Source organism: Flavivirga spongiicola (genome assembly GCF_030540825.1).
Taxonomy (GTDB): domain Bacteria; phylum Bacteroidota; class Bacteroidia; order Flavobacteriales; family Flavobacteriaceae; genus Flavivirga; species Flavivirga spongiicola.
On the sequence record NZ_JAUOEO010000001.1, the window covers coordinates 1,841,329 to 1,863,531 of the forward strand.

At 31.5% G+C, this 22,203-nt stretch carries 23 protein-coding genes; 2 read left to right on the forward strand and 21 right to left on the reverse strand.

The features are described from left to right. Positions 1-139: 139 nt before the first annotated feature. The 13 genes from Q4Q47_RS07200 to Q4Q47_RS07260 all read right to left on the reverse strand — a co-directional run bounded on the left by Q4Q47_RS07200 (position 140) and on the right by Q4Q47_RS07260 (position 13,175). Positions 140-1,114: a hypothetical protein gene (locus tag Q4Q47_RS07200; protein ID WP_303305973.1), complete on the reverse strand. Its 975-nt coding sequence runs from the start codon at positions 1,112-1,114 to the stop codon at positions 140-142. 247 nt (positions 1,115-1,361) lie between these two features. After that, a complete protein-coding gene (locus Q4Q47_RS07205) occupies positions 1,362-2,621 on the reverse strand; it encodes an MFS transporter (RefSeq protein ID WP_303305974.1) in 1,260 nt (419 codons plus the stop codon). A gap of 247 nt (positions 2,622-2,868) precedes the next feature. Further along, positions 2,869-3,693 (reverse strand): carcinine hydrolase/isopenicillin-N N-acyltransferase family protein, encoded by an 825-nt coding sequence (locus Q4Q47_RS07210; RefSeq protein ID WP_303305975.1) that lies wholly within the window; start codon positions 3,691-3,693, stop codon positions 2,869-2,871. 135 nt (positions 3,694-3,828) lie between these two features. Then, positions 3,829-4,410: a porin family protein gene (locus tag Q4Q47_RS07215; RefSeq protein WP_303305976.1), complete on the reverse strand. Its 582-nt coding sequence runs from the start codon at positions 4,408-4,410 to the stop codon at positions 3,829-3,831. 433 nt (positions 4,411-4,843) lie between these two features. Further along, complete coding sequence (locus tag Q4Q47_RS07220; RefSeq protein ID WP_303305977.1) at positions 4,844-5,257, reverse strand: hypothetical protein; 414 nt, start codon at positions 5,255-5,257, stop codon at positions 4,844-4,846. A gap of 342 nt (positions 5,258-5,599) precedes the next feature. Then, positions 5,600-5,815 carry a hypothetical protein gene (locus tag Q4Q47_RS07225; RefSeq protein ID WP_303305978.1) on the reverse strand — a complete coding sequence of 72 codons (216 nt, stop codon included), beginning with the start codon at positions 5,813-5,815 and terminating at the stop codon, positions 5,600-5,602. Further along, on the reverse strand, positions 5,815-6,111 hold the full coding sequence (locus Q4Q47_RS07230) for a hypothetical protein (protein WP_303305979.1): 297 nt from the start codon (positions 6,109-6,111) through the stop codon (positions 5,815-5,817). The genes Q4Q47_RS07225 and Q4Q47_RS07230 overlap by 1 nt, the downstream gene beginning before the upstream one ends. An 83-nt stretch (positions 6,112-6,194) precedes the next feature. Next, positions 6,195-6,566, reverse strand: coding sequence for a hypothetical protein (locus Q4Q47_RS07235; RefSeq protein WP_303305980.1), 372 nt, complete (start codon positions 6,564-6,566; stop codon positions 6,195-6,197). Between the two features lie 373 nt (positions 6,567-6,939). After that, positions 6,940-7,926, reverse strand: coding sequence for a hypothetical protein (locus Q4Q47_RS07240; RefSeq protein ID WP_303305981.1), 987 nt, complete (start codon positions 7,924-7,926; stop codon positions 6,940-6,942). A 321-nt stretch (positions 7,927-8,247) separates the two neighbouring features. Continuing rightward, the gene (locus Q4Q47_RS07245; protein WP_303305982.1) at positions 8,248-8,871 is read right to left on the reverse strand and encodes a hypothetical protein; all 624 of its coding nucleotides are present in this window, start codon (positions 8,869-8,871) and stop codon (positions 8,248-8,250) included. Between the two features lie 362 nt (positions 8,872-9,233). Then, positions 9,234-10,982 carry a DUF262 domain-containing protein gene (locus Q4Q47_RS07250; protein WP_303305983.1) on the reverse strand — a complete coding sequence of 583 codons (1,749 nt, stop codon included), beginning with the start codon at positions 10,980-10,982 and terminating at the stop codon, positions 9,234-9,236. Positions 10,983-11,064: 82 nt separating this feature from the next. Beyond that, on the reverse strand, positions 11,065-12,564 hold the full coding sequence (locus Q4Q47_RS07255) for an AAA family ATPase (RefSeq protein WP_303305984.1): 1,500 nt from the start codon (positions 12,562-12,564) through the stop codon (positions 11,065-11,067). Between the two features lie 311 nt (positions 12,565-12,875). Then, positions 12,876-13,175: a helix-turn-helix domain-containing protein gene (locus tag Q4Q47_RS07260; RefSeq protein ID WP_303305985.1), complete on the reverse strand. Its 300-nt coding sequence runs from the start codon at positions 13,173-13,175 to the stop codon at positions 12,876-12,878. Between the two features lie 416 nt (positions 13,176-13,591). Here Q4Q47_RS07260 and Q4Q47_RS07265 point away from each other — a divergent pair, with 416 nt between their 5' ends. Both Q4Q47_RS07265 and Q4Q47_RS07270 read left to right on the forward strand, forming a co-directional pair. Then, positions 13,592-13,918 carry a hypothetical protein gene (locus Q4Q47_RS07265; RefSeq protein ID WP_303305986.1) on the forward strand — a complete coding sequence of 109 codons (327 nt, stop codon included), beginning with the start codon at positions 13,592-13,594 and terminating at the stop codon, positions 13,916-13,918. Then, positions 13,911-14,168 (forward strand): sigma factor, encoded by a 258-nt coding sequence (locus Q4Q47_RS07270; protein WP_303305987.1) that lies wholly within the window; start codon positions 13,911-13,913, stop codon positions 14,166-14,168. The genes Q4Q47_RS07265 and Q4Q47_RS07270 overlap by 8 nt, the downstream gene beginning before the upstream one ends. Before the next feature lie 658 nt (positions 14,169-14,826). On the opposite strand, the gene Q4Q47_RS07275 is transcribed toward Q4Q47_RS07270, so the two are convergent. The 8 genes from Q4Q47_RS07275 to Q4Q47_RS07310 all read right to left on the reverse strand — a co-directional run bounded on the left by Q4Q47_RS07275 (position 14,827) and on the right by Q4Q47_RS07310 (position 22,159). Next, entirely contained in the window at positions 14,827-16,038 is a 1,212-nt protein-coding gene (locus Q4Q47_RS07275) for a hypothetical protein (protein WP_303305988.1), read from the reverse strand. A 376-nt stretch (positions 16,039-16,414) separates the two neighbouring features. Continuing rightward, positions 16,415-17,188 (reverse strand): outer membrane lipoprotein-sorting protein, encoded by a 774-nt coding sequence (locus tag Q4Q47_RS07280; protein ID WP_303305989.1) that lies wholly within the window; start codon positions 17,186-17,188, stop codon positions 16,415-16,417. A 22-nt stretch (positions 17,189-17,210) separates the two neighbouring features. Continuing rightward, positions 17,211-19,592 (reverse strand): efflux RND transporter permease subunit, encoded by a 2,382-nt coding sequence (locus Q4Q47_RS07285; protein WP_303305990.1) that lies wholly within the window; start codon positions 19,590-19,592, stop codon positions 17,211-17,213. A 170-nt stretch (positions 19,593-19,762) separates the two neighbouring features. Beyond that, positions 19,763-20,356, reverse strand: coding sequence for a TetR/AcrR family transcriptional regulator (locus Q4Q47_RS07290; RefSeq protein ID WP_303305991.1), 594 nt, complete (start codon positions 20,354-20,356; stop codon positions 19,763-19,765). Between the two features lie 150 nt (positions 20,357-20,506). Next, positions 20,507-20,887 carry a cupredoxin domain-containing protein gene (locus tag Q4Q47_RS07295; RefSeq protein ID WP_303305992.1) on the reverse strand — a complete coding sequence of 127 codons (381 nt, stop codon included), beginning with the start codon at positions 20,885-20,887 and terminating at the stop codon, positions 20,507-20,509. A 40-nt stretch (positions 20,888-20,927) separates the two neighbouring features. Beyond that, a complete protein-coding gene (locus Q4Q47_RS07300) occupies positions 20,928-21,281 on the reverse strand; it encodes a nuclear transport factor 2 family protein (RefSeq protein ID WP_303305993.1) in 354 nt (117 codons plus the stop codon). Positions 21,282-21,309: 28 nt separating this feature from the next. Further along, positions 21,310-21,858, reverse strand: a complete 549-nt coding sequence (locus tag Q4Q47_RS07305; protein WP_303305994.1) for a carboxymuconolactone decarboxylase family protein — start codon at positions 21,856-21,858, stop codon at positions 21,310-21,312. A 127-nt stretch (positions 21,859-21,985) separates the two neighbouring features. After that, positions 21,986-22,159, reverse strand: a complete 174-nt coding sequence (locus Q4Q47_RS07310; protein WP_303305995.1) for a hypothetical protein — start codon at positions 22,157-22,159, stop codon at positions 21,986-21,988. Positions 22,160-22,203: the final 44 nt, after the last annotated feature.

Genomic DNA, 22,203 nt, shown 5'->3' on the forward strand with positions numbered 1-22,203 from the left:
ACAATGGTCTGAGGTATGAGTAGTTGCATGGTTTAACACTTAACTTAGCAAGTACACAACGAACAGAAAATCTGCGAGGGTTTTCAGAAGTAGGCGAGAACAAACAATTACTTATAGTCATAGTTGTGCGTTCCTTTTTTTACATTACTTCAATCAATTTGTCGGTCAATTCATTAATCTGATTTTCGTCTTCCGCAATTTTATTAATCAAAGTCGAATATTTTTCTTCAAGTTCTACTGTCGAAAATGTTAATTCATCATTTTTATATTCCCATTTTCCTTGATTGTCTTGAAGAAATTCAACTATCTCTAACAAATCATTACTGTAATCAATATGTGACTTGATAAAAGGTTCAAATATTGGTTTTTGGGTTGAATCTTTTTTGTTTATTCCAGTCATAACTCCTTTGAGTGTTAAATTTTCTTTTGGAATATTTTTATTTAAGTCCGCAAGTATTGATTTTCTATTCTCAAAATGATTTTTATACAACTCTGATTGGTTTTTATAATATTTTAATACTCCAATTTGATATTTAAACTCTGGTTGATTGTTTAAAAGTGAATAATCCAAAATCCTTTCTTGAGCAATTGAATCAACTGACTTTTGCCAATCCATCATAACGGCACTATTAATGGAAGTGAATTTTTGAAGGTTTCTATACACTTCTTGTTCATTTCCAGTACTATTTCTAATCATTTTGGATATTCCGTCATCTACATTTGCCATATGTTTTTGGTATGCATCAATTCCATCTTCTTCGTTGTTTATCTTATCCTTATATTCCGAAACAGATTTTGTAATCGCCTCAACGCTATCGGTTTTTTCTTTGCTTATAGCTCCAAGCTCTTTTATCATTCCAAAACACATAAGAACCAGAACTATATTAAATGTGTATGTTCCAGCATATGGTTTCTTTCCCTTTATTAGCCAAACAATAAAAGCAAAGAACAAAGGAATTATCGCTGATGTTACAATTGAACCAAAAAGGTATCCAAGACTAAATCCGTTTATTCCATCTCTTCTTAAAAAAATTAATGCTGAAATTCCGATTACGATTAAAGCTAAAATCCAATTAACTTTCGATAATCTAAATCCAATTTTCTTTTCTTCCATAGGTTTGTTTAAATGATGCACAACTATTGAATAAACACAATAGAGTTGTGTTTATTTTTTATATGCGTTAACAAATATAAGAGATATCTTTCGAGATTGAATGTTTTACTATTTTGTCCAATATTTCCCTTGTTCGGTTTTATAACACTCGTTACAAACGAGCGCTTGCGGGGCAATGGACTATACTCGTTGTTAGCTGTCGTACTTTCCGATTTCAAATAGTCTTTTAGATTCATTAAAAATACTGTCAATTCAGTTTTTTCTTTCCATACAATCGGTAGTAATACCATGCAGATATACTACCTATAAAAGAAAATATTGTCAACATCCAAAAAACATGTTGATGTCCTTTTAAACCGGGCGAATTTTCTAAGAGATATCCCATCGCTGGCCCTGCGAATATATCTGGCGTATAGCCGATAATGGATATAAGACCAACCGCAGTTCCTGTAAGAATCAAAGGAATTTGTCCTCTCTCCATTACTGCAAAGTACAGAGAACGAGCGGCATATACCCCAGTCGCCACGATTAATATCGATATAAAAAACAAAGTCGTTGCCGAATCTGGAATCAGACCTAGTGCAAACAATAATGCTCCAAAGAATGAAACAATAAATCCAACAACTAACCATAAAGTGGTTTGTGAGCGATCTGCCAATATTCCGATTAAAATTCCAATTACAGGACGGATAAACAGCAAAAAAGTTCCAACCTGAGCGGATTGTATTTGGTCAAATAGCATCACATCCCGAGCATACAACGAAAACACATCTGTGATTTTGTAGCCGACATATGCACATAGAATAATGATCATCAATAACCATACAGAAGGTAATCGTAATACATCTAGAATTTGTGTTTTCGTTATTTTTTCTAGGATAATCTCTTTTTCTATTTCATGATCCAATTTCAAAAAGAACCATACCAATAGACCAACAAGAATTACTATAAATGAAGACACTAGAATAACCTGATTGAACGCCGTCCTACTTTCAGAGATTGTTAGCTCAGAAACTTCTGAAGTAATAAAAACTGAAAAAATTAGAACACCCATAGCTCCAAATAATGCCCCTACTAACCCTCGTCCACCATCTAAAAAGCCAAAAGCCTTACCTTGTGAAGTAGATCCACCCCAAATACGAGTGGCCTTAATCATTGGCGCCCAGAATAAAAAAATAGTTGTAAATCCCCAATATCCATAAAGCATTTTTAATACTGAATAGCTAGGAAAAGTAGAATATGCAAATCCTCCTAAAGCGGTCATCCATAGTGCAACTGCAATCAATTTTCTTGGAGGGAACTTGTCGGCTAAGGGGCCTCCGAAGATATAAGATAACAAGGCTACAATGCCATATATCGAAAAACACAAACCTAACTGAAGGTTGTCAAGGCCAAATACTTCAAGTACCGTAGGCCTAAAGACACGTGAAAGAACAAATGGAAGAATAAATACTGACTCTCCGGCCAAAATAAGTAGTAAAAGAAAGTGCCAAGGGATTTTTTTCATGAGATAGTATGCTTCCTTTTAAATAAATACAAACAATTTCTAGTATGACAGCTAACGTCTCGGTTATGTTTAGTACAGGAATTAAAAGTAATAAACTTTCGATTAAGCACTTACCAAAACTTTTTATTTTGTTTTATCTTTTTTGTTCTAAATCTAAAGATTTGGCAGACTTGGTTAAAAGCTCTGATTTTAGGATCAAGCATTAACCTCGTACGTATTAACTATAGCATTTGTTGTATGTTCGTTTTTATTTTAATTTAATCTTTTTTGACTTTCCTCTTTTTAGCTCTTTTAATATATCTAATTTGTGAACTTTTGAATTATCCAGTTTATAAACTAAAACGAGTTTCATTTCGGTTACGTCAATGAATGTTGTGTAAAGAGTGCCTCCGACTTTGCCAGTTACATCTGCTTGCGGTGTTTGAACCACTTTTGCCATTACTTTTCCAACGTCTTTTAACGTAACAGTATCTTTTATTTCTCTTGCATCTAAATCGTTTAATCCGTTTTGGATTATTGGATACCTCCAACAAGTCATGTTGGTTTGCTCAGTATCAGAAAGATTAAAATTTGTAGCTACAAGTCGATTGTCTTTTATTTCAACAATATTTTTAACTCCATTTACCCATTCTACAATTACTGCTTTGCCATTTTTGTCACCCAGTAAGATATGGGCATTTTTTAGAGCCACTTTTTTATCTTCTAAATATTGTACAGCTTCATATACTGTTTGACATTGTGCTAATAATTCATCAGTAATATTGCCTTTTGGAGAGGAGTAGCCATTAGGTATAATTTGTTCTGGTGTTACGGCTCCATCAATAACTAATCCTTTTTCATTAATACCGCCCTGACCAAAATCCTTCCAACCATACCAAATCCTACCTAACTTACCTTTTGAACTCGGCTTTATTTGTATGTATGGTTTTACATCATAAAAATAATCCTCATTGTTTACAAAATATATTTTACCATTTTTTTTATCTACGTAGTAAATTATAGAGCAAGCAAATGCTTTCCCGCAAAATGAAAGAAGCATTACAATTAATATTAGGTATTTGATTTTCTTCATTTCAAGAGTAATGTTTAAAATTATGTAGCCTTTATTCAGGACGGGGCATCATTACCGCCAACGTATTTGTATATGGTTTGTTGCGTGGTTAAGCACCTAATTTAGCATTGTTTTTAGCATTGTTACAAACTGTTTTTACAAATAATATCCAAAAGATAATTTAAAAAGCCCGTTTCTAGCACTCCCTTTATATTGGGAAATTGGATAATTAAATAAATCAGTAAATCCCTGATAAGCTCCAAATTCAATGAAAAAGTCATTGAATTTTGTTCCAAACCCAACATTAAAACCAATGTCAATGTCAGTTTTTGTGAAAATGAAATTATTACTAAGTTTTTTTTCGTTAATCAAAAACCCAATTTGAGGCCCAGTAATCAAGTAAACTTTATTCCCGAATTTAAAATCTAAGGGAATATTTATGTAACTTAATTCGAAGTCCGTTTGGTTTATTTCGAAACAATTACAACTTATTTGTTCAGTTTTTTTATCACCTTGCTGCGAAAAAAGTAGTTTTGGCCTAAAGTCAATTTTATCGGTTAACCTTATTTCGTATAACATTCCTAATTGAATTCCCATAGAGTTCTCTAAACTGACATTTTTTATAGTGCCGTTAGTAAAATAAGAATAATTTGCTCCTCCAAAAATGCCAATTTTATTTTGCGAAAATGAAAATAGAGGTAAAGATGCTATTAATCCAATCAGTAAAGTTCTTTTCATGCTATAAAGTTTCTTTTAAATTGTTTGTAACGGTCCCCTTGTATAAAAATAGTGGCGGTTTTATGACCACAAACTTTTCAGTCTAGACCAGATTTTTTATTATTACTATCTTTTATTTCAGCAGTATTCCCGCCATTATTTTTATACCTTGTTGGACAAACAACATTTATATACTTAATCATTTGGCGTATTATTTGAAAGTAGTTTTTTCCCTTTCGTTATCCATAAAATTGGTCCAATAAATCCAATCATGGATGGATATTAGAATCCATGTTGATTTTGAACCATTAAACTCTTTAGTTAGTATGAGGAATATTGCTCTAAAAGTTGTTATTACAGACCAAAAACACAGGATGATGAATGTAATTATAAGTATCTGCTTCATTTATTTTTATCAGATTTGGAATTGTTGCCAACGTTGTGTTTAGTTATTTTATTCAGCTTTTCTTATTTCAGTTGGAATGTATTTTTCAGTCATTCCATTCTGGTCAATAAAAGTCCAATTCAGATTGGTTTTAGTCTTTATTCCATAAGTCGGGATTTCAGAGTCTATATAAAATCGAGCATATTCAATTGACAGAACCTTTATAATTGTGTCAATTTTTATTTTATTAATTTCTCGGACTTTAGCTCTAGGATTTTTTGAAATTTCTTTTAGAATTTCTTCTTTAGAAATATTCTCGAATATAAAATCAGGGAAATATTTTAGGACTGTTTCATAATCAGATTCATTATGCACTTTAATTGAGTTTTTAATATCATTTCTCAAGTTGTCATACGCTTTGTTTTGTTGTGCGTAAACTAGGATTGAATTTAAGAATAAGATGTAAATCAGTAATTTTTTCATAATTCAACTATTGAGTAAACACAATATTGTGTTTATTCCCCTAAATCGGCTGAGTAAACGCAATAGGGTTTCGTTATTTTTATATACGTTAACAAATATAAGAGATCTCTTTCGATATTGAATACTGTACTATTTTGCCCAATATTTTTCTCTTTATTAGGCTCTTCGAAATTTACCACAGAATACAGATCAGCTTCGAACTAATGAAAAGTAACGAGCAATAATAAAATACCAGAATCAAAGAACTCTGCTAGTTTTCAAAACTAGTAGCGGTAAGCGTGCACAAATGTCAATGAAAATAATCTAGAAAAGCTTCTGCTTTTCTGTAAAAACTTTTCTTTTTTATTTAAATATTAAAATGATTCCGAAAACAAATGCGATTACTATTAATGCCCAAGAGTTAATTAAAGCATTCCAGCTTGCAATATTATAATTTCCCTTTTTTAAAGATTTCTTTTTTTTAATTTTATAGGTCAAAGAAATAACTCCGATAATCAAAAATAAGCATCCACAGTAAAAAGGGTAGTCTGAAATTAATTCAATTATTTTTGTTTTCATTAAAAAATATTACTTCTACTTTTTAATAAGTCATTTACTAATTTTTTTAATTCAGAGTGTGAGTCAAAAAAAGGTTTCATTATCTCGTTGTACTTATCCAGATTCCATAATTTTTTTTCCTTTAAAGCAGGCAAATTGTCAAATCCGTTCAAGTAAAACATTGCAACAGGTTTTAATTCAGAGATTCCGTTAGAGAATTCCCAATAAATTTCATACAGCAAAGCAATATGGTCAACCCTTTCATCCGCTGGACTTTGTTTCAAAAGAATCAATTTTCTAATTACTTCCTCTGTCATTTCTCAAATGTTACAACGTTTATATAGTAAGATTAGTTACGTGCTTAAACCCACTAGGAAATCCTAACGGTAGCTGGGGGTTTTTATTTGTTTTCATACCAATATTTTCTTTTCTCGTATTTGTCAAATTCCTCGTTGTTCATATTCAACAATATTTTTGAAAAATTCCGATATTCATTGGGTTCAGCTTTTTCGAGAAATTCCGTAATTAAAAAGTAAACAAAATCGTGTTTTAAATCCTCTAATTTTAATTTCAAGTATCGTTTCCTTGATTTCGGATATTGTTTCCAAAATCGTTTGTAGTCAGCGTAAACTTTCTCCGTTACTTTTCCATTTATTTCAGTCAGCAATTTATTCGGAATTCTGTTCTCACAAATTCCAATATAGTATTCCTCAATTTCTGCGTAGAAATTTTTCTTTGATTCAATACTGTTTTTAGTTTTCCAGAATGTCATTCTTAATTGCTTACAACAATTGTATATGCGTACCAGTATGCATATTTCTTATTTGCTGAGTCCACTAATCTAGTGGGTTTTTAATTATTTTGAAAGCGTTTGCTTCTACATGAGTATATAATTTCTGTTGTTTTACTAGAACCATGACCTAAAAGTACTTGTATTTGCCTTAAACCTATCTCTACTACCTCTAGTTTTTATAACTAGTGGTGGTAAGCGTCTACAAATATCAATGAAAATAATCTAGAAAAGCTTCTGCTTTTCTGTAAGAACTTTTTTAGGACGAGACACAAGCCATGATATTTAGTAAAATCGCCATTACTTGTACAAAATGTTATGTGTTCGTGCATTCTTCATTTTACCATCGAAGTTTTCACCTATCAACAAATTTAATATCATCCAAATAAATAACACATCCATTTTGATTCCAAGCTCTATCTGTTACCCAACAAAATCCACCAATCATTGAGGTTAAATTATCTTCATTTGTAAAATCAATTCTATATTCTTGCCAGTCGTCTGTAAGTACGATTAATCCAGTTGTTCTAGGAGGATTAATACTGTCACTGTATTTCCCAGTAACACCTCCTACCTTGAATTCTGCCTTCTCTCCACCATTTTCTCCCTTTGCCATGAATACTAAACTTTTTGCACAAGAAAAATCGTATTTAATTGGGTCTGGTTTTATGTTTCCCCAATTACACCCAACACAGAACCAGTAGATACCTGCTCCTATCCAACCATCGCTTCGACATGATTTATTTGTCATTGCGGAATAGTTGATTTTTATACACTTACTTCCCGAGAATGGAGATTCACTACATCTTGTATTTAATTCAACATCATTTGTGTTACACATAAATCCATTTGGAACAAAATATTCTTCTACATTTATAACATAAGGAGATGGGCAAGGAGGTATTTCAACTGTAATAAAAAAATCTGATGAATGAGCTAAACCATTTTCACCTGTTCCAATTAATGTAAACTTATATTTTCCAGGCTTAACACTTCTACCAACTTGTATGAGTACCTTACTATCATAATTTGGTAAAGTAGGAGCATCAGGGCTAAAAATGAACTTAATATCTTGTTGTGTCTTCTGTACTTCGAGATTTACAGGCTCTTTGTAATCTATTCGAAGAATAGAAGCATTGGTTATAGAAGCAGTGGTTTCACTTTTGCTCCCTTGAAAAATGTTTATTTCTAATGGTTTAATTCGAACCTCAAAATGAGGTTTGCAAACAGAATAAATTCCATTACCGAAAAATATTGCAATAATTGCGATAATAGTACCAATAATAAACCGCCAATCTTTCCAAAATGGATTTTTGTTTATAGTTTTTTTCTTTCGAGCCATGATTAATATTTTAATTAATTATAGTTCTTTTAAATTAGTTGAAATCTTTCAATAGCACTCTGAATGACGCATAACTATTGATTTGTTTATTCCCCTAATTCGGACGAGTATACGCAATAGGATTGCGTTTATTTTTTATATATGAATCAAATATAAGAAATATCTTTCGAGATTAAATACTGTACTATTTTACCCAATATTCTCCTTGTTCGGTTTTATAGCACTCGTTACAAACGAGCGCTAGCGGGGGTTTTCAGAAGTAGGCGAGAACGAGCAATTACTTATAGTCATTATTGTAACCAGTTTTTTATTTATTAATGTTTATTTTAATTTTATGTCTGCAATTTTCGTGTATCCATAATAAAGTGTAGCATTTTTTGTGCTTTTTAGCATTGGAAAATACAAGTTTATATTTCTCTTTCTTAAATCTTTAGGCTCAAAATAGGATTCATGACATTCCTTATCTGGATTTTTAAAACTTATTTTGTATTCATCATATGCTTCATAGTTTATAGGTATCGTTAAATTAGTAATTCCCTCAAATTCATAATCTAAAAATGTATCTTTAATATCTGGTTTATATCTCTTTTCTAAAGATTTATACTTGGGTTTATTCTTAATTAATTGAATAAAATACCATTTATCTGTCAAATTTGTATATGCCACGCTAAGTGGTCTTAGCCTCATTTTATCTTGGTAATCTATTAGTGAAAATTTATTAGCATCAAAGGGTCTTATCTTATTGTCAATCATCTCAATTCTGACTTTTACGTTGTATTGAACTATCTCTTTTGATTTTGTCCTAACATTAGTCACAGCACCTATTAATTGACTCGCCTTTTTTGTTTTTACATATTCAACAGTAAGGTTATCCTCCTGAATCTTAATTTGAGAATAAAATATTTGCGTGGATAGAATTGTTAGTATTATCAATATTGTTTTCATATAAGTTCACTTAATAATAAATGTTTTTTCTGAATTTCACTTGTTTCAGGAGCTTAAATATCAATTCGGTTCGTTTTTTTCACATTAACCACAACTATTGAATAAACACAATATTGTGTTTATTTTTTATATACATTAACAAATATAAGAGATCTCTTTCGAGATTGAATACTGTACTATTTTGCCCAATATTTTCCTTGCCTTTTATAACACTCGCTACAAACAAGCGCTAGCCTTTAGATTAGCATAATAAATGTTTTATGATTAAATTTTAACAAAAATATTTGTTTTAACCATAGAATACAGGAGACTTGGCAAATACACACAAACCTTCTGGTTAAGCCCTTTTTGTCCTATTTTTTTTATACATTGTTAGGCACTGGCATTTCTTTCTCGTTAAGCAATATTTCTTTCAATTTAGCCTTAATTTTTTCGGTTCGATATTTGTCAAACTCACTTATTTTATTCCACTCTAAATTAAACTCAGGTTTAATATAGTTCCTTTCTTTATAGGATTTTACTTGTTCTTTATTTGAAGAATAATATTCGTTTAGCCATAATTCAGGGTCTTTAGCCTTTTTTGCGATATTTTCTTCTCCTTGAAGTAATTGTAGATTATATAAAAAATTTGCTTCGCTAACATAATCTTGGTCTAACTCTACGTTTTTTACTTTAAATTTTGACTTTGGATAAATGTGGTCAATATGGAATGTAGAATTTTTATAATCTAAATTTGGATATAATATTTGTAAAATTGGAAGTATTGCAGGATTTCCATATTGATAATGAATGAATCCTTCAATATCTTCGCTTGATATTTTTAAAGGCTGAACTTTACTTGATGCTAATTTGTTATTAATTTCCTCAAAATTTTCTGAACTTCTTAAAATCTTTGCTACAACTTCTAATTTACCATCTAAAGATGTTGTAAAGTAACTCGTTATTTGCGCATTTCTAACAAAGCTTAATAATTGTATTTTATCTTCGTTAGTAATATTATCTTTTTTGAATAAATAGTATGCTACAATTGATAAAATATAACCTGAAGAAAGTCCATTTGCATAACCAAACTCTTTTAAAAGTTTAATTGCTTTAAAAATTGTATCTGTTATTTTAACCCAATTTTCTTCTATCTTGTTTATATTACTCTTACTAAAATTTTTGAGCTGAAAAATATGATTACTTTCAGTTAATAATAGACAGGTTTTTAAAACTTGGTCACGACCCATAACTTTAAATCCTTTATCTTTTACAGAATCAATAAATTTATTCATTAAATCTCTAATGTCAGTCGAAAAGTTTGCTGTGAGAATAGACATTAAAAGGTCAGAATATGATAATTGAGTTCCTCCACTATTTACTCTGATAAATATTTTTAAAACTTTGTCAAGGTTTTTTTCTGTTTCTTCAAAATATGAAATCAGCATATCTTGACAAAAAGCACTTTTTAATTTCAATAATACTTTTGTAGCTGAATTATCTAATTCGTTTTCTGTTTGATATTCAAGAATTTCTTCTATTTTAAAGTTTAAAATATCTCCAACACGGAACCAGTAATTTGATTTGTCAGTCTTTGGAACACTATCTTTTTTTATAAATTCAAACTTGTAATTATCATCTGGGTTTTCTTCATTCGGAATATATTTTAAATTGAGAAAAAGTTGTTTTTCTTCATAAGCATTTGGATTGTCGACCCAACCATAAGGTCTTCTTAATGTTCTAGTGCCTTTTAAACCAATATAAAGAGATGTTAAACGTTGTTGACCATCAAGAACAATTGATAAATCGTTTGAATTGATTTGTTCAATGTTTACTTTTTCATTATGTGTTTTTCTTTCATCATAATTTTCTATAAACTTATATAATTGAAAATTTAATTTGTCAGAATCCTCCTTTGCATCCTTGTTAGTTTCAATATCGTCTTTTTTAAGTTTCCAAAAAAGAAATGAACCAATTGGATATCCACGAACAATTGAATCAAAAAGTTGTTCAATTTTCTTTTCTTTTGCTTTTTTTAGCCAAACAAATTCTCTTTGTATATCTGGTAAAAAATAGCTTTGATTTAATTCTTCTATTACAGTTTGGATTGAAATATCTTTAAATTGCCCCATATTTTGTTCAAATGTTTCTTGGTTGGTTTTTGCTTGTGCCTAACAGATTATGTATGAGTAGTGGCCTACCGACAGGCGGCTATTACTTATACATTTTGTTGTAGGCCGTTTCTATTTTCTTTTTTATCAGTTTATTAAATTTTTCAACTTCGGCCTTATTTTCTAATTTCCAATAGTTAATTAAAGTCCTACCATTGACACCCCAATATGGAACTTGCTTTTTCCACCAATCTTTCATTTTTTCTCTATCAGATATTTCTTTTAAATCACGGAAGCATACAGTTTTGGTATATCCACCTAGTCCCTTAAAAATAGGATGAGATTCGTCAAGACTTTGAAGGAACCTAAACATTATTTTCTCTGGGCTGTCATTACCTGGCAGAACTATTACGTTTGGAGGATTTGGTTTAGACACTTTTGGTTGTTTATCTCCATCAAGAACTATTACACTTTTCTTAAATGCTGGAATCCTTTTATTTGCTAACTGCAAAAGCTGTTCGGCACCAAAAGTTTCTTTTATTAAATTAATTTTTTTCTTTAAATCGGGAGTTAATAGAGCTCTTAGGAATTGGTCAGCTTCTTTATCCTCAATGTAAATATCTATTTTGGTGTCTTTAGTTTTTTCTATTAATACTTCCGCTTTTAAATCCGCTATTATCTCTGCTAAATTTGAGCTTTCAGCCTTTTTAACAGGGCCTTCAGCTTTATGAAAATAACATACTTGAGATTGATGTTTGTATTTAGTGGTCAAGAGAATTTCAAGAATTTCAATTGAGTGAGTTGTGAAAACAATTTGTAAATCTAGTTTTGAAGAATGTTTAAAAAGGAATTCTATCAATTTTTGTTGTGCCGCAGGAAACATACTGGCATCCAATTCATCTATTAAAAGAATCCCGCCATTATAATTATCACCTAGTTGGTTTTTGAGTCTTTGAAAAGATAGAATAGATGTTATTATTTGTCCTATATTATCTTGACCTGCTGAGTTTCCTATTGCATCATATTTATCCGATTTCGCGGCTAAGAAGTGTTTTGAAGTTGATTTTACTTCTTCAGAACTAATGTTATCATAAAGCAGGAGTATTTCATTATGAGCTTTCGTGTAAAAGTCCAATTCTCCCTGTGTTAAACTATGAACTTGAGAATCAACTTTTCTCTCTTGGGCTAAAGGAATTAACCTTTTTAATCCTAAAAAGATTACTGGAAAATCAATTTTACCACCTTCTTTTGTGCTTTGTCCTACACGAAGTCTTAAAGTTTCTTTTTTGCTTTTCTCTTTTCGAGCATATGAAGAGACTTGTGTTGAAATACCATTTGTAAAACTGACTTCATATAAATGCTCTTTTGGTTTGTCAAAATCGGGGAATGAGAATTTGAAAATTTCAGAATATTCAGTTTCAAAAAGTTTTCCATCAAATGTTCTTGCTTTTGATTTCTCTTTACAAACGTGTCCGAGGAGACCCAGAACCGTAGATTTTCCAGTTCCATTTTGTCCAGCTATTGCGGTTAGTCTATCACCTAATTTAATCTTAATATCATTTAGGTGTCGAAACTTTGTTATTTGGAGTTCTGATATATTCACATTTGTTTTTTTATGGCCTACAACTATTGAATAAACGCAATATTGTGTTTATTCCCCCAATATTTCTGGATAAACACAATAAAGTTGCGTTTATTTTTATTATACACAAACCAAATATAAGAAATATCTTTCATGACTGAGTGCTTTACTATTTTACATAATATTTTTCTTTTTACTAAGCTCTCAGCTCTTTAAGCTTTACAATGTCAAACCAATAAAAGTAATGAAGAATATAAAGTAAAATTAGATGTAGTTTTTTATTTATATACAGTTTTGAGAAGTTTAAAGCTTCACATAAACAAACACATGATTTATTTACTATTTTTTCTCGCTTCTTTCTGTTTAAGAAATTTTTGAATTTCTTTTGAGCCTATTTTATCAACTTTTTTGAAGAAATCTACAACTGAAATATTAAAGTATTTACAGTAGATATGCAGAGTTTCCATTGTAAAGTTACCATCAACTTCATTTCTGCCCATATTATGAGAAAAACCCGTTTTTTCAAGTATGTCAGTGTTAACGTCGGCTTGCGAAACATTTTTTTGTCTACGAAGCTCTTTTAATACTAAAATTATAGACGTTTTGAAAAAAAGTAACTGATCATCTTTCATGATATGTAAAAAAAATGATAAAAAACCATCTTTTTAACTACTTAAAAGTCGTTATTATTTATATATTTGTATCCATACAGAGTATTTTTAATAGAAAAAGATCTGTAAATTTGCGATTCTTCAAATAAAATATATGAAGCATTCGCTTTGAATCTCGTATCAGAAAACTGGTAATTTTTATAGGAACGAGAAGATAAGTAAGATGCTCACGTCTTTGGGCGTGGGCTCGCTTGTTGTTCCTCGGTATACCAGTACCTCTGATACGATAAGTTGAGTTCCACGCCTTTTTGTTTCCATACATTATAGGCTTTAATGGGGTTTTATCCTAATACTGAATTCGTTTCAGCATCTGGCGAAACAGCTTCAACTTACAATTTTAAGTTTCACTAATAAGGAAAAAACGTAAAATCTAATCCATGGAAAAAACAGAAACCTATACATTGCCAGATAGTTTTATACTGCCACACTATGCCCTTATAGCCACATTGATAGTGTTACTGGATAAGTCTGACTTAACAGATGTCGTTAAAGAACACTGTAAAACAGGGTTAAAGGTTATTGGTATTATTCATGCCGATGAGAGTTACAGTAGCGGAACAAATCTTTTATCAAGAAAAGAATTTGATGGCTTCTTTACATTATTCCCCGAAATATACTTTAACAACAGAGCATTGATTCCGGCACGTATGATTATTGAAAATATAGAATGCTGCGTTAAAGCAAATGATATAGCATATGAATGAATTTACACTAAAGGATTATAAAAAACTTTTTGAGAATTTATATCCACAACTAAGTGCGTTTGCATACAAGTACCTCAACGATTGGGAATTCTCAAAAGGTGTTGTTGAGGAAGTATTTGTTAAAGTATGGGAAGATAAAATCACTTTTCAAAACAAAGACCATGCAACAGGATTTTTTTATAAGACGGTAAAAAATGAATGCCTTCATTTTTTAAAAGTCACAGAGCATTATGAATCCCCGCACAAATAAAATCAGTATGTAAGTGATTCCCTTTTGTTCTTTAATATAGAATGTTGTAACCTCTCTTTATAATGTTTTATAGCCTGGAAAAGTTAATCTCTCTGTTTGCTTTGAAAAAGCAATAATATCTCCAACTAACATTTTTCTGGCAAAAGGGAACCTTATATAAATTTTTATTTTAATATTCAGGCTATAGGCTGTAAAGATTCTTCAGTTGTTCCTCCTTCTGAATGACATTCCCTTAAAGAATAGGAAGCCGCTTTGTCATTCAGAGCAAAGCGAAGAATCTCATTATTGTTATGCCAAATAAAACAATCCAAGATTCTTCAGTCGTGCCTCCCTGTCTGCCGACAGGCAGGCTTCTGAATGACATGACGACTTCTTTTTGTTTTGTATAAATTGTAAATATTAATAAAGAGATAAAAAGTTAATAACAAACAGATTGTCACGTCTCTAGCTCCTCACAATGCGGTTCAAATTATACTATAAACAACAAACACACCGTTATTGTGAGGGAGTGTCAGTCTGAGATCAATCAATTCAAAGACAAACACCGTGGCAACCTGTTTAATTTTAGGATCCAATTCGAAAGATTCCTGCCTTACTGAAGCATTTACCCTGAATTTAGTCCAGGAAGTTCAGCATGTCACAGGAATGGTAGTAACTATCAAAAATACTTTGACAAACTAAATCTTAAAAAACTATCTTCTTTAAAATTTGATAGTATAAATTCGTTTGCATCAATAGAACTAAAAACTCTTGCTTCTACCTCAGCGGTCCAACTACTTCCAAAACGTCTGGAAGCCTCTATGCTAAAGATCTTACTGCTCGATTCTAAATCTGAAATACCTCCTATTAAAATAGACGTATCCTGAGTATCGTTAAAAGCAATTCGGCTTCCAAAAAACACATCGTTTTGTAAAGCATTTAAGGCTAGTTCATCGCGCTCGTCATAAAGATATTCTCCAAGCAATCCAATGTCTAACCCGTTACCATCAATATTACTAAAGGTAAACTCTAAACCTGCAACCATGGCGAAAAAATCCTGTGCTTTAGACGATCTGTAAATAGACTCCAGTTTCCATAGAAAGGCATTATGGGTAATCTGTAAATCTAATCCTGTTTGATTAATTACTGGATAAAATGCGTTAACATTGCCTGATGGATCAAAAGTAAACAAAGGCTCTCTTCCGTTTCCATAAAAGTGAGTCAGCCCCACATCAAAAGCGCCAAAATAATGCTTCCATCTAAAGGCTACATCCTGACGCCATTCTTCGGCACTGCTTTCATATTGCAGATCGTCTTTATCTATAACTACTGGAAATCTCAGGCGTCCTTTTACTCCTGAAAATGTTTGTTTTCTGTGATAGGGCAAATAAAAGAAATCAAAGCTACCTAGCTTCTTGGTTGTATAAGTAAACTGAACCATAGGTTGCCCTAATTTATCTTCGCCATCAAAAGATTCGACCGCATCCGTTTGGTTTATAATATCTACCAAATGATTACTCTCTGCCACACCCCAATATACTTTTTTAAGACCTATGCTTAATTCCCATGATTTTTTTGCTTTCTGATAATACAATTCTCTGATGTCCCAATGGGTTCGTTCATCATCAACATCTAATCTAAAAAATCCGGTAAAATTAAACTGCTCGTAACCTTTATTCCAATCTAATGAATATTCCGGTGTAAAAGCTATGGAAGGGAAATGTTGTTTTTGACTATTAAATGCTGCATCATCATAAAAGTATCTATATTCTGCTTCGATTTCTAACTCGAAATCCTGATTTATTTTATTTTCTTCATTTTGAGCATGCAACATATCAATGCTCATAAAAAGAATTAAAATAATGGTATTAAATATTATTTTTTGATTCATTCTATTTTATATTAAACTCATTTAATCTTTTTTAATTGGCTAAAAAATCTAAACGCGTTCTTTTAAAAAGCAACACCAAAAGACTATTACGGATCTTTTTAACCCACATTATACATTAGAAAATCTATTACGCCTTGAAACTACTTCAAAACCTAGTGCTTCGCTATACTTTTTGATTTAACCATAACCATGCTATGCTGAAATCAAGAAAGTATTAGGTTTTATTGTATTTACAAGTCTCATGACGAAGTTCTAATGCATAATGCGGGTTTAACCAAAAACAAAGAACATTTATAAGAACCGTTCTAGTCTATGGCATTGCATTATACCAATTAACAAATAAAATAACTTAATAATTGGTATTACTTGAGTTAGTCTAACCTCCGATTCTTTTTAGTGCGACCTGAGTGAAATCTTCATCAGAAAGATTTATACCAAAATTATAGTCGCTAAACTTTAATATAGTTTCTTTATTACTTTGGTGATTTTTCATAGTAAACGTGCCTGCTCTCCAAAATTTGTTTTTATATAGTTTATAATCACTATAAACCAATGTTTTTAAAAGTGCATTCTTTCTATCATAAAACTCTACTTTTTCAAAACGATATCCTTTATCTTTATTATACGTTACTAAACGTCTTGTGTATCCGGACTTTGGATCTACCGGATCTTGCTCGACAACGACAAGACTTCCTTTTTCTTCAACAAACTTGTACGCATATTTTTCAACTTCTTGCGATGATAGATCTTCATAAGCAAATTCACTTCCCACAAAAGGTCCCGATTTATTATTAGATGAAATTCTTTTTACACGCTTAATGGATGGTAAGAACAACCATTGGTCGTCTGCTCCAATTTTATGTGTAAATGTTAATGTGGATGTTCCTTTAACATCTTTAGGGCTATTAAAAAGAATAAGGGATTTATCACCATCTTCTGTAAGCTCTAATGTTTTTGTGGTAAGCGAACGCTCACTGGTTTGACCATTTTTGTTTTTTAAGATCATCTTTAAGTTAACTGAAGAACTATTAAATCCTAAATCGGCTTGTTCTGCTGCTTTAGCAATCTCTAAACCGCGTTCTTCTGGTGTTTGAGCATTTACAATACCTAAGATTGCAAATGCTATTGCTGATAACATTATTTTTTTCATTTTTTTTATTATTAATATTGAATTATTTATCTAGTATTATTTTGTTTAATGGCGTTCTATCTGCAACCGTTTGCACCTCTTTTTTACTTGTTAAAATCAGTAAGGATGGCAGCAGTATAAAATCTATTATTAATGCCGATAGTATAATGATTACCGAAATTCTAGCCATATAACTATTTAAAGCAAAGGATGAAGTTGAAAGCACTGCAAAGCCAGCTATCAACACAATGGTTGTTGTTACTAATGCTCTTCCAACAGTTTCAAAAGCGTAGACTACGGCTTGTTTTGCATCATAACCTAATTCGCGCTGTGCTCTTAAAAACTTACTCATAAAGTGAACCGTATCGTCAACAATAATTCCTAAGGTCATTCCAAAAACGATCACCATTCCTGTATTTATTTGTGCTTTGTAAAGTGCCCATATTCCAAAACCAACAAGTACCGGCGCCACATTTGGAATAATACTTAACAGTCCAAGTTTAAAGTTTCTTAAAGCTAACATGAGTACTATAGAAATTAAAATAAGGGCAATAATGTTTCCTTTAAACATGCTGTCTGCCTGTCTAAACCCAAGTTTAGAGAACATAAGCATAGGGCTTACTGCTATAGCATGCATTTCCTTAGGTGTATGGTCTCTAAGCCACTGCTCTGCTTTTTCAGAAAAAGCAATCATTTCCGGGCTATCGAGGTTTTTTAAGGTGACAGTAACACGAGATTCCGATTTATCAACATTAATTTGATTGTTAAGATCTAAACCAAAAGGCAATGACAACTCGTAAAGTAATAAGTATTGTGCAGCCTCTTCGCGATTGTCAGGCACTTTATAGAAACTTTCATCATCGCCATGCATAGAACGGTTAACACGTCTAGCTACTTCGCTAAATGCATTCACGTGAATAACTTCAGGTTGTTCATTTAACCAATCTTCGAAAGCATTTAAGTTTTTTAAATAGTCAGGATTGTTAATACCTCCGCTATCTCCGCTTCCAACAGAAAACTCTATATTATAGATGCCGGTTAAATTATCACTTATATAATCTGTGTCTGTTCTAAACGTAACACTTTCATCAAAATAATTAATAAACTCATCATTAAAAGTGTTTCTATTTGCCAAATAAGTCATTCCGCCAATAATTAAAAGCGAAATAACCGTTAGCTTGACCGGTTGCTTAACAACGAAATTGCCAAAACTTGAATACCAATTTTTGCGAACTTTTTGCTGTTCTTTTCTAACTTTTACTTTTAAAGGTAAAATGGCCATGAAAGCGGGCAGCAATGTTGTTGAGAATAAGAAAGCCATGGTCATACCAAAAGCAGTAATATTTCCTAAATCCCAAAACGGAGGCACATCACCAAAATTCATGGTTAAAAAACCAATAACGGTTGTTAAACTTGTTATGAATACCGGCATGAAATTTAAACGCATGGACTCTACTAAAGCATCCGTTTTACTTAATCCGTCATGACGCATTTTTTGGAGCATTGTAATTAAGATATGAATACTATCTGCCACCGCGAGTGTTAAAATCATTGTTGGAAAAACTGCTGAGGGTGGGGTTAACTTAATGCCCATTAAACCAACAAATCCAACAGCACTTACTATAGAAAATACTACCACAAATAATGTTACTATGGTGCTATAAATGCTTCTGGTTAATATAAGCGTTGTTATAATAACAATAATTAGCATCAACATCGTTAAGGCCATATCGGCCATGGAAGATTCAAAAAACGCCGTATTTAATGGTACTAACCCAGAGGTATGAACTTCAAAGTTAGGATGTTTTTCTTTAAAATCTTCAATCATACTTCTAACAAAAAGAGTGACTTCCGGAATTTCTTTTGAGCTATCTACACCAGGTAACCTTACCGTAATATTAATGGCAGTTACACTCCCTTTTTCATTAAGAATTCTATTAACCAATAAAGGTTCTTTAAGTGCTTTTTCTTTAATTACTGCAATTTCAGAGTCATTTTTTAATGCCGATTCATACGATAAATCATCCACATATAAATCATCTCCCTGCGCACTTGTGTGTTGAAAATTAGTAATAGCATCAACTCTGGAGGAGTATGGTGTATTCCAGGACTCGGCTGTTAAATCTTCAATAGCAGTTAAATTTTCCTTTGTAAAAATGTTTCCGTTAGATGGTGAAAGCACCAAAATAACGTTATCATCTTTGGTATACTTTTCCTGTAACGCATCAAAGGCTTCCAATTCTGGATTCGATTTACTGAAGAAGACATGGTAGTCTCCATCAAACTCCATATTTCCCTGAGAACCTAATCCCAGAGCTAATACAAAAGAAGCTATTAATACTGGCCATTTAAATTTTATTACGAAGTTGGCCCAACTTTTCGCAAAAGCATTAGCGGCATTTCTAGCCTTTTTAATTGCATTCATTTTAGTGGTTTTAAAAAATTGACCGGTCAACTATACTTTAAATATACCTAACCGATATGGTTAATAATTAATGTTTATTTATAAGACGTTTTATAAATCGATAACAAGGACAAAAAATTTATATTTTTAATAGATGACTGGTCAACTATTAGTATGGTTAAAAAAAATTGTTACAAAAGGATCTCTTTAACCATCGTCATAAAATTATCAATAGGTACCGCACTTTTCATTTCTTTCATACTAATCATAGACCCTTTTCCTGCATCCTCAATAAAAGCAGCAATAACTTCTGCTTTCATAGTTTTCTTTATTTCTCCTAATTCTTGAGCTTCTTGAATAACCCCAGTAATTAATGATAAAACAACTTGTTCTTTTACCAAAATAGCAGTTCTTATCTTCTCATTATGCTCTGCCATTTCACTTGCAAGGTTACAAGCCATACAACCTAGTTTACAGCCCATCTCATCTTTTAACATACGCGCTCTAAATTCATAAAAATCTAAAAGTCGTTGTTTTGGCGCTATAGATTTATCTTCTAATATGTCTTTTGAAGGCGCAAAATGCGCATTAAAATACTTTTCTATAGCCTTTATTGTAAAATCTTCTTTAGACTCGAAATAAAAATAAAAAGAACCTTTAGGTACATCGGCCGCCTTTACTATATCATTAACACTCGTGCCATTGTATCCTTTACTCCACAGGATCTCTATTCCCTTCTCTAAAAGGAAATTCGCTTTGGCATCATGTTTAACAGTTTTAAGCATAAATTAAAATTCGATGCAAAAATATGACCACTCGTCTAGTAAATCCAAATTTTAAATGTTAAAATTTTTATAAACACAAAAAAGGTTACCTAAATAGGCAACCTTCTTTTACTACTAATTAATCAAAAACTACTTACTTAACTGACTCACTTACTTAACTGTAAGCGTGTATTGCGGTGTTGGATTTAACGGACAGAAATAAACGTATTCTCCTTTTGTTAACTTAGTAACATTCGTTTTTTCAACCTTACCTTCTTTAACAACTGCCGTTACATATGCTGTTTTAATATGGTTTTCTGGTTTACTGGCATCTTTACCTTTAGGCACTAGCACTAAACCTACTTCCTTAGCCGCGTGGTTGTTTGCCACTTCGAAAACATAAGATCCTTCACTTAATGTTAATGCTTTTTGGGTAAACTCTCCTTTAGTTTGCTCTAAGGATACTGTTTTTACATTGTTCATGGCATCTTGTGCATGAGTGTTTAATGTGAATGCTAATGCGATTACTAAAATTGAAATTACTTTTTTCATTGTTTTTGTTTTTAAAAATTTTTATTATTTGTGTTATTTATTATGCGTGGTAATAGCGTTCATTAACTATTTTACCGTTTTCCCACTGTGTTCTATTTACTTGTTCAAATTTATGATGTTGACCATCATTGGTTTTAAATTCCATTATCGCTTCGTAGTATGATGTATTACCAGATATGGCTACATTATTAATATCATATCTAATAAACTCTTCAACAGTAGCTAACAATTCTTTTTCAGCAGCAATACAAACATCTTTTCCTATTTTTGGAACTCCGTTAGCTTCTTGCAAAACCACATCGTCAGCCAGATATTTATCCATGGCTTCTAAAAACTGTCCTTGTCCTAAAAGACCTTTAAGATCTATCAAAGCATTTTCTATAATTGCACTCATTTCTTTAGTTATTTTAGTTTATAAATAATTATGCTGTTACAGATTCTAATGGATGTGCCACTGGAAAATCTACAGGCACCTGTGTTGTTTGGTGTATGTAATTAGAAATTGTTTTGTCTCCTACTAAAGAAATAGCATCAATTAAATTACCTTTAGTATATCCTTCGTTGAAGAAGTTTCGCAAAACAATTTCATCTGTTTTTCCTCTGTTTTCTGTTATGTTTTTAGCTAATTGTGCTAAAGCGTTTAATTTAGAATCGAATGAAGCATGACCTGCTCTTAATTCAAAGATTTGTTCATCTGTAAAACCATTCATTTTTCCAATAGCAGTATGTGCAGATAAACAGTAAACACAAGCATTAACTTCGCTTACAGCTAAATTAACAACCTCTTTTTCTTTTGCTGTTAATGATGTTTTTGCATTCGAAAAGTTTAAATAGTTTTCTAACGCTGTATCACTGTGTGCATAGGTTGCATATAAGTTTGGTACAAAACCTAAAGCTTTGTTTAAATTGTCGAAAATAGCTTGATTGTTTTCGCTTACGTCTTCTCTTGTTGGTACATTAAATGTGCTCATAACTTTAATTTTTTAAATATTTATTATTCTTAAATTTTATTGTTTTTAATTCTGGTACAAAGGTGCAACCATATAAAAGGTTATACCATGTAAGTTCTTCCTTAATGATTGTCAATTTTTCCCTTTTCTACTTTGAAGGCAAAATATTAGCATCTACATAGGGTCTCTCAGCGTCACAATAAAAATCGTGAATGTGTTTTTGCTCGCAATGCGTTTTTGGGCTGATGGTATTAAGTGCTTTTTTTCTATTATGCCCGAATATTGTTATTAAATTGAAAATGGAGATGTGTTTTAAGTTCATAACTTTTACTGTTTAAATTATACAGTACAAAAGTGCGTTACAAC

Coding starts and splice junctions, on each gene's coding strand:
- Q4Q47_RS07200 (WP_303305973.1), bottom strand. CDS start 1,114: ATGGAAGAAAAGAAAATTGGATTTAGATTATCGAAAGTTAATTGGATT.
- Q4Q47_RS07205 (WP_303305974.1), bottom strand. CDS start 2,621: ATGAAAAAAATCCCTTGGCACTTTCTTTTACTACTTATTTTGGCCGGA.
- Q4Q47_RS07210 (WP_303305975.1), bottom strand. CDS start 3,693: ATGAAGAAAATCAAATACCTAATATTAATTGTAATGCTTCTTTCATTT.
- Q4Q47_RS07215 (WP_303305976.1), bottom strand. CDS start 4,410: ATGAAAAGAACTTTACTGATTGGATTAATAGCATCTTTACCTCTATTT.
- Q4Q47_RS07220 (WP_303305977.1), bottom strand. CDS start 5,257: ATGAAAAAATTACTGATTTACATCTTATTCTTAAATTCAATCCTAGTT.
- Q4Q47_RS07225 (WP_303305978.1), bottom strand. CDS start 5,815: ATGAAAACAAAAATAATTGAATTAATTTCAGACTACCCTTTTTACTGT.
- Q4Q47_RS07230 (WP_303305979.1), bottom strand. CDS start 6,111: ATGACAGAGGAAGTAATTAGAAAATTGATTCTTTTGAAACAAAGTCCA.
- Q4Q47_RS07235 (WP_303305980.1), bottom strand. CDS start 6,566: ATGACATTCTGGAAAACTAAAAACAGTATTGAATCAAAGAAAAATTTC.
- Q4Q47_RS07240 (WP_303305981.1), bottom strand. CDS start 7,926: ATGGCTCGAAAGAAAAAAACTATAAACAAAAATCCATTTTGGAAAGAT.
- Q4Q47_RS07245 (WP_303305982.1), bottom strand. CDS start 8,871: ATGAAAACAATATTGATAATACTAACAATTCTATCCACGCAAATATTT.
- Q4Q47_RS07250 (WP_303305983.1), bottom strand. CDS start 10,982: ATGGGGCAATTTAAAGATATTTCAATCCAAACTGTAATAGAAGAATTA.
- Q4Q47_RS07260 (WP_303305985.1), bottom strand. CDS start 13,175: ATGAAAGATGATCAGTTACTTTTTTTCAAAACGTCTATAATTTTAGTA.
- Q4Q47_RS07265 (WP_303305986.1), top strand. CDS start 13,592: ATGGAAAAAACAGAAACCTATACATTGCCAGATAGTTTTATACTGCCA.
- Q4Q47_RS07270 (WP_303305987.1), top strand. CDS start 13,911: ATGAATGAATTTACACTAAAGGATTATAAAAAACTTTTTGAGAATTTA.
- Q4Q47_RS07275 (WP_303305988.1), bottom strand. CDS start 16,038: ATGAATCAAAAAATAATATTTAATACCATTATTTTAATTCTTTTTATG.
- Q4Q47_RS07280 (WP_303305989.1), bottom strand. CDS start 17,188: ATGAAAAAAATAATGTTATCAGCAATAGCATTTGCAATCTTAGGTATT.
- Q4Q47_RS07285 (WP_303305990.1), bottom strand. CDS start 19,592: ATGAATGCAATTAAAAAGGCTAGAAATGCCGCTAATGCTTTTGCGAAA.
- Q4Q47_RS07290 (WP_303305991.1), bottom strand. CDS start 20,356: ATGCTTAAAACTGTTAAACATGATGCCAAAGCGAATTTCCTTTTAGAG.
- Q4Q47_RS07295 (WP_303305992.1), bottom strand. CDS start 20,887: ATGAAAAAAGTAATTTCAATTTTAGTAATCGCATTAGCATTCACATTA.
- Q4Q47_RS07300 (WP_303305993.1), bottom strand. CDS start 21,281: ATGAGTGCAATTATAGAAAATGCTTTGATAGATCTTAAAGGTCTTTTA.
- Q4Q47_RS07305 (WP_303305994.1), bottom strand. CDS start 21,858: ATGAGCACATTTAATGTACCAACAAGAGAAGACGTAAGCGAAAACAAT.
- Q4Q47_RS07310 (WP_303305995.1), bottom strand. CDS start 22,159: ATGAACTTAAAACACATCTCCATTTTCAATTTAATAACAATATTCGGG.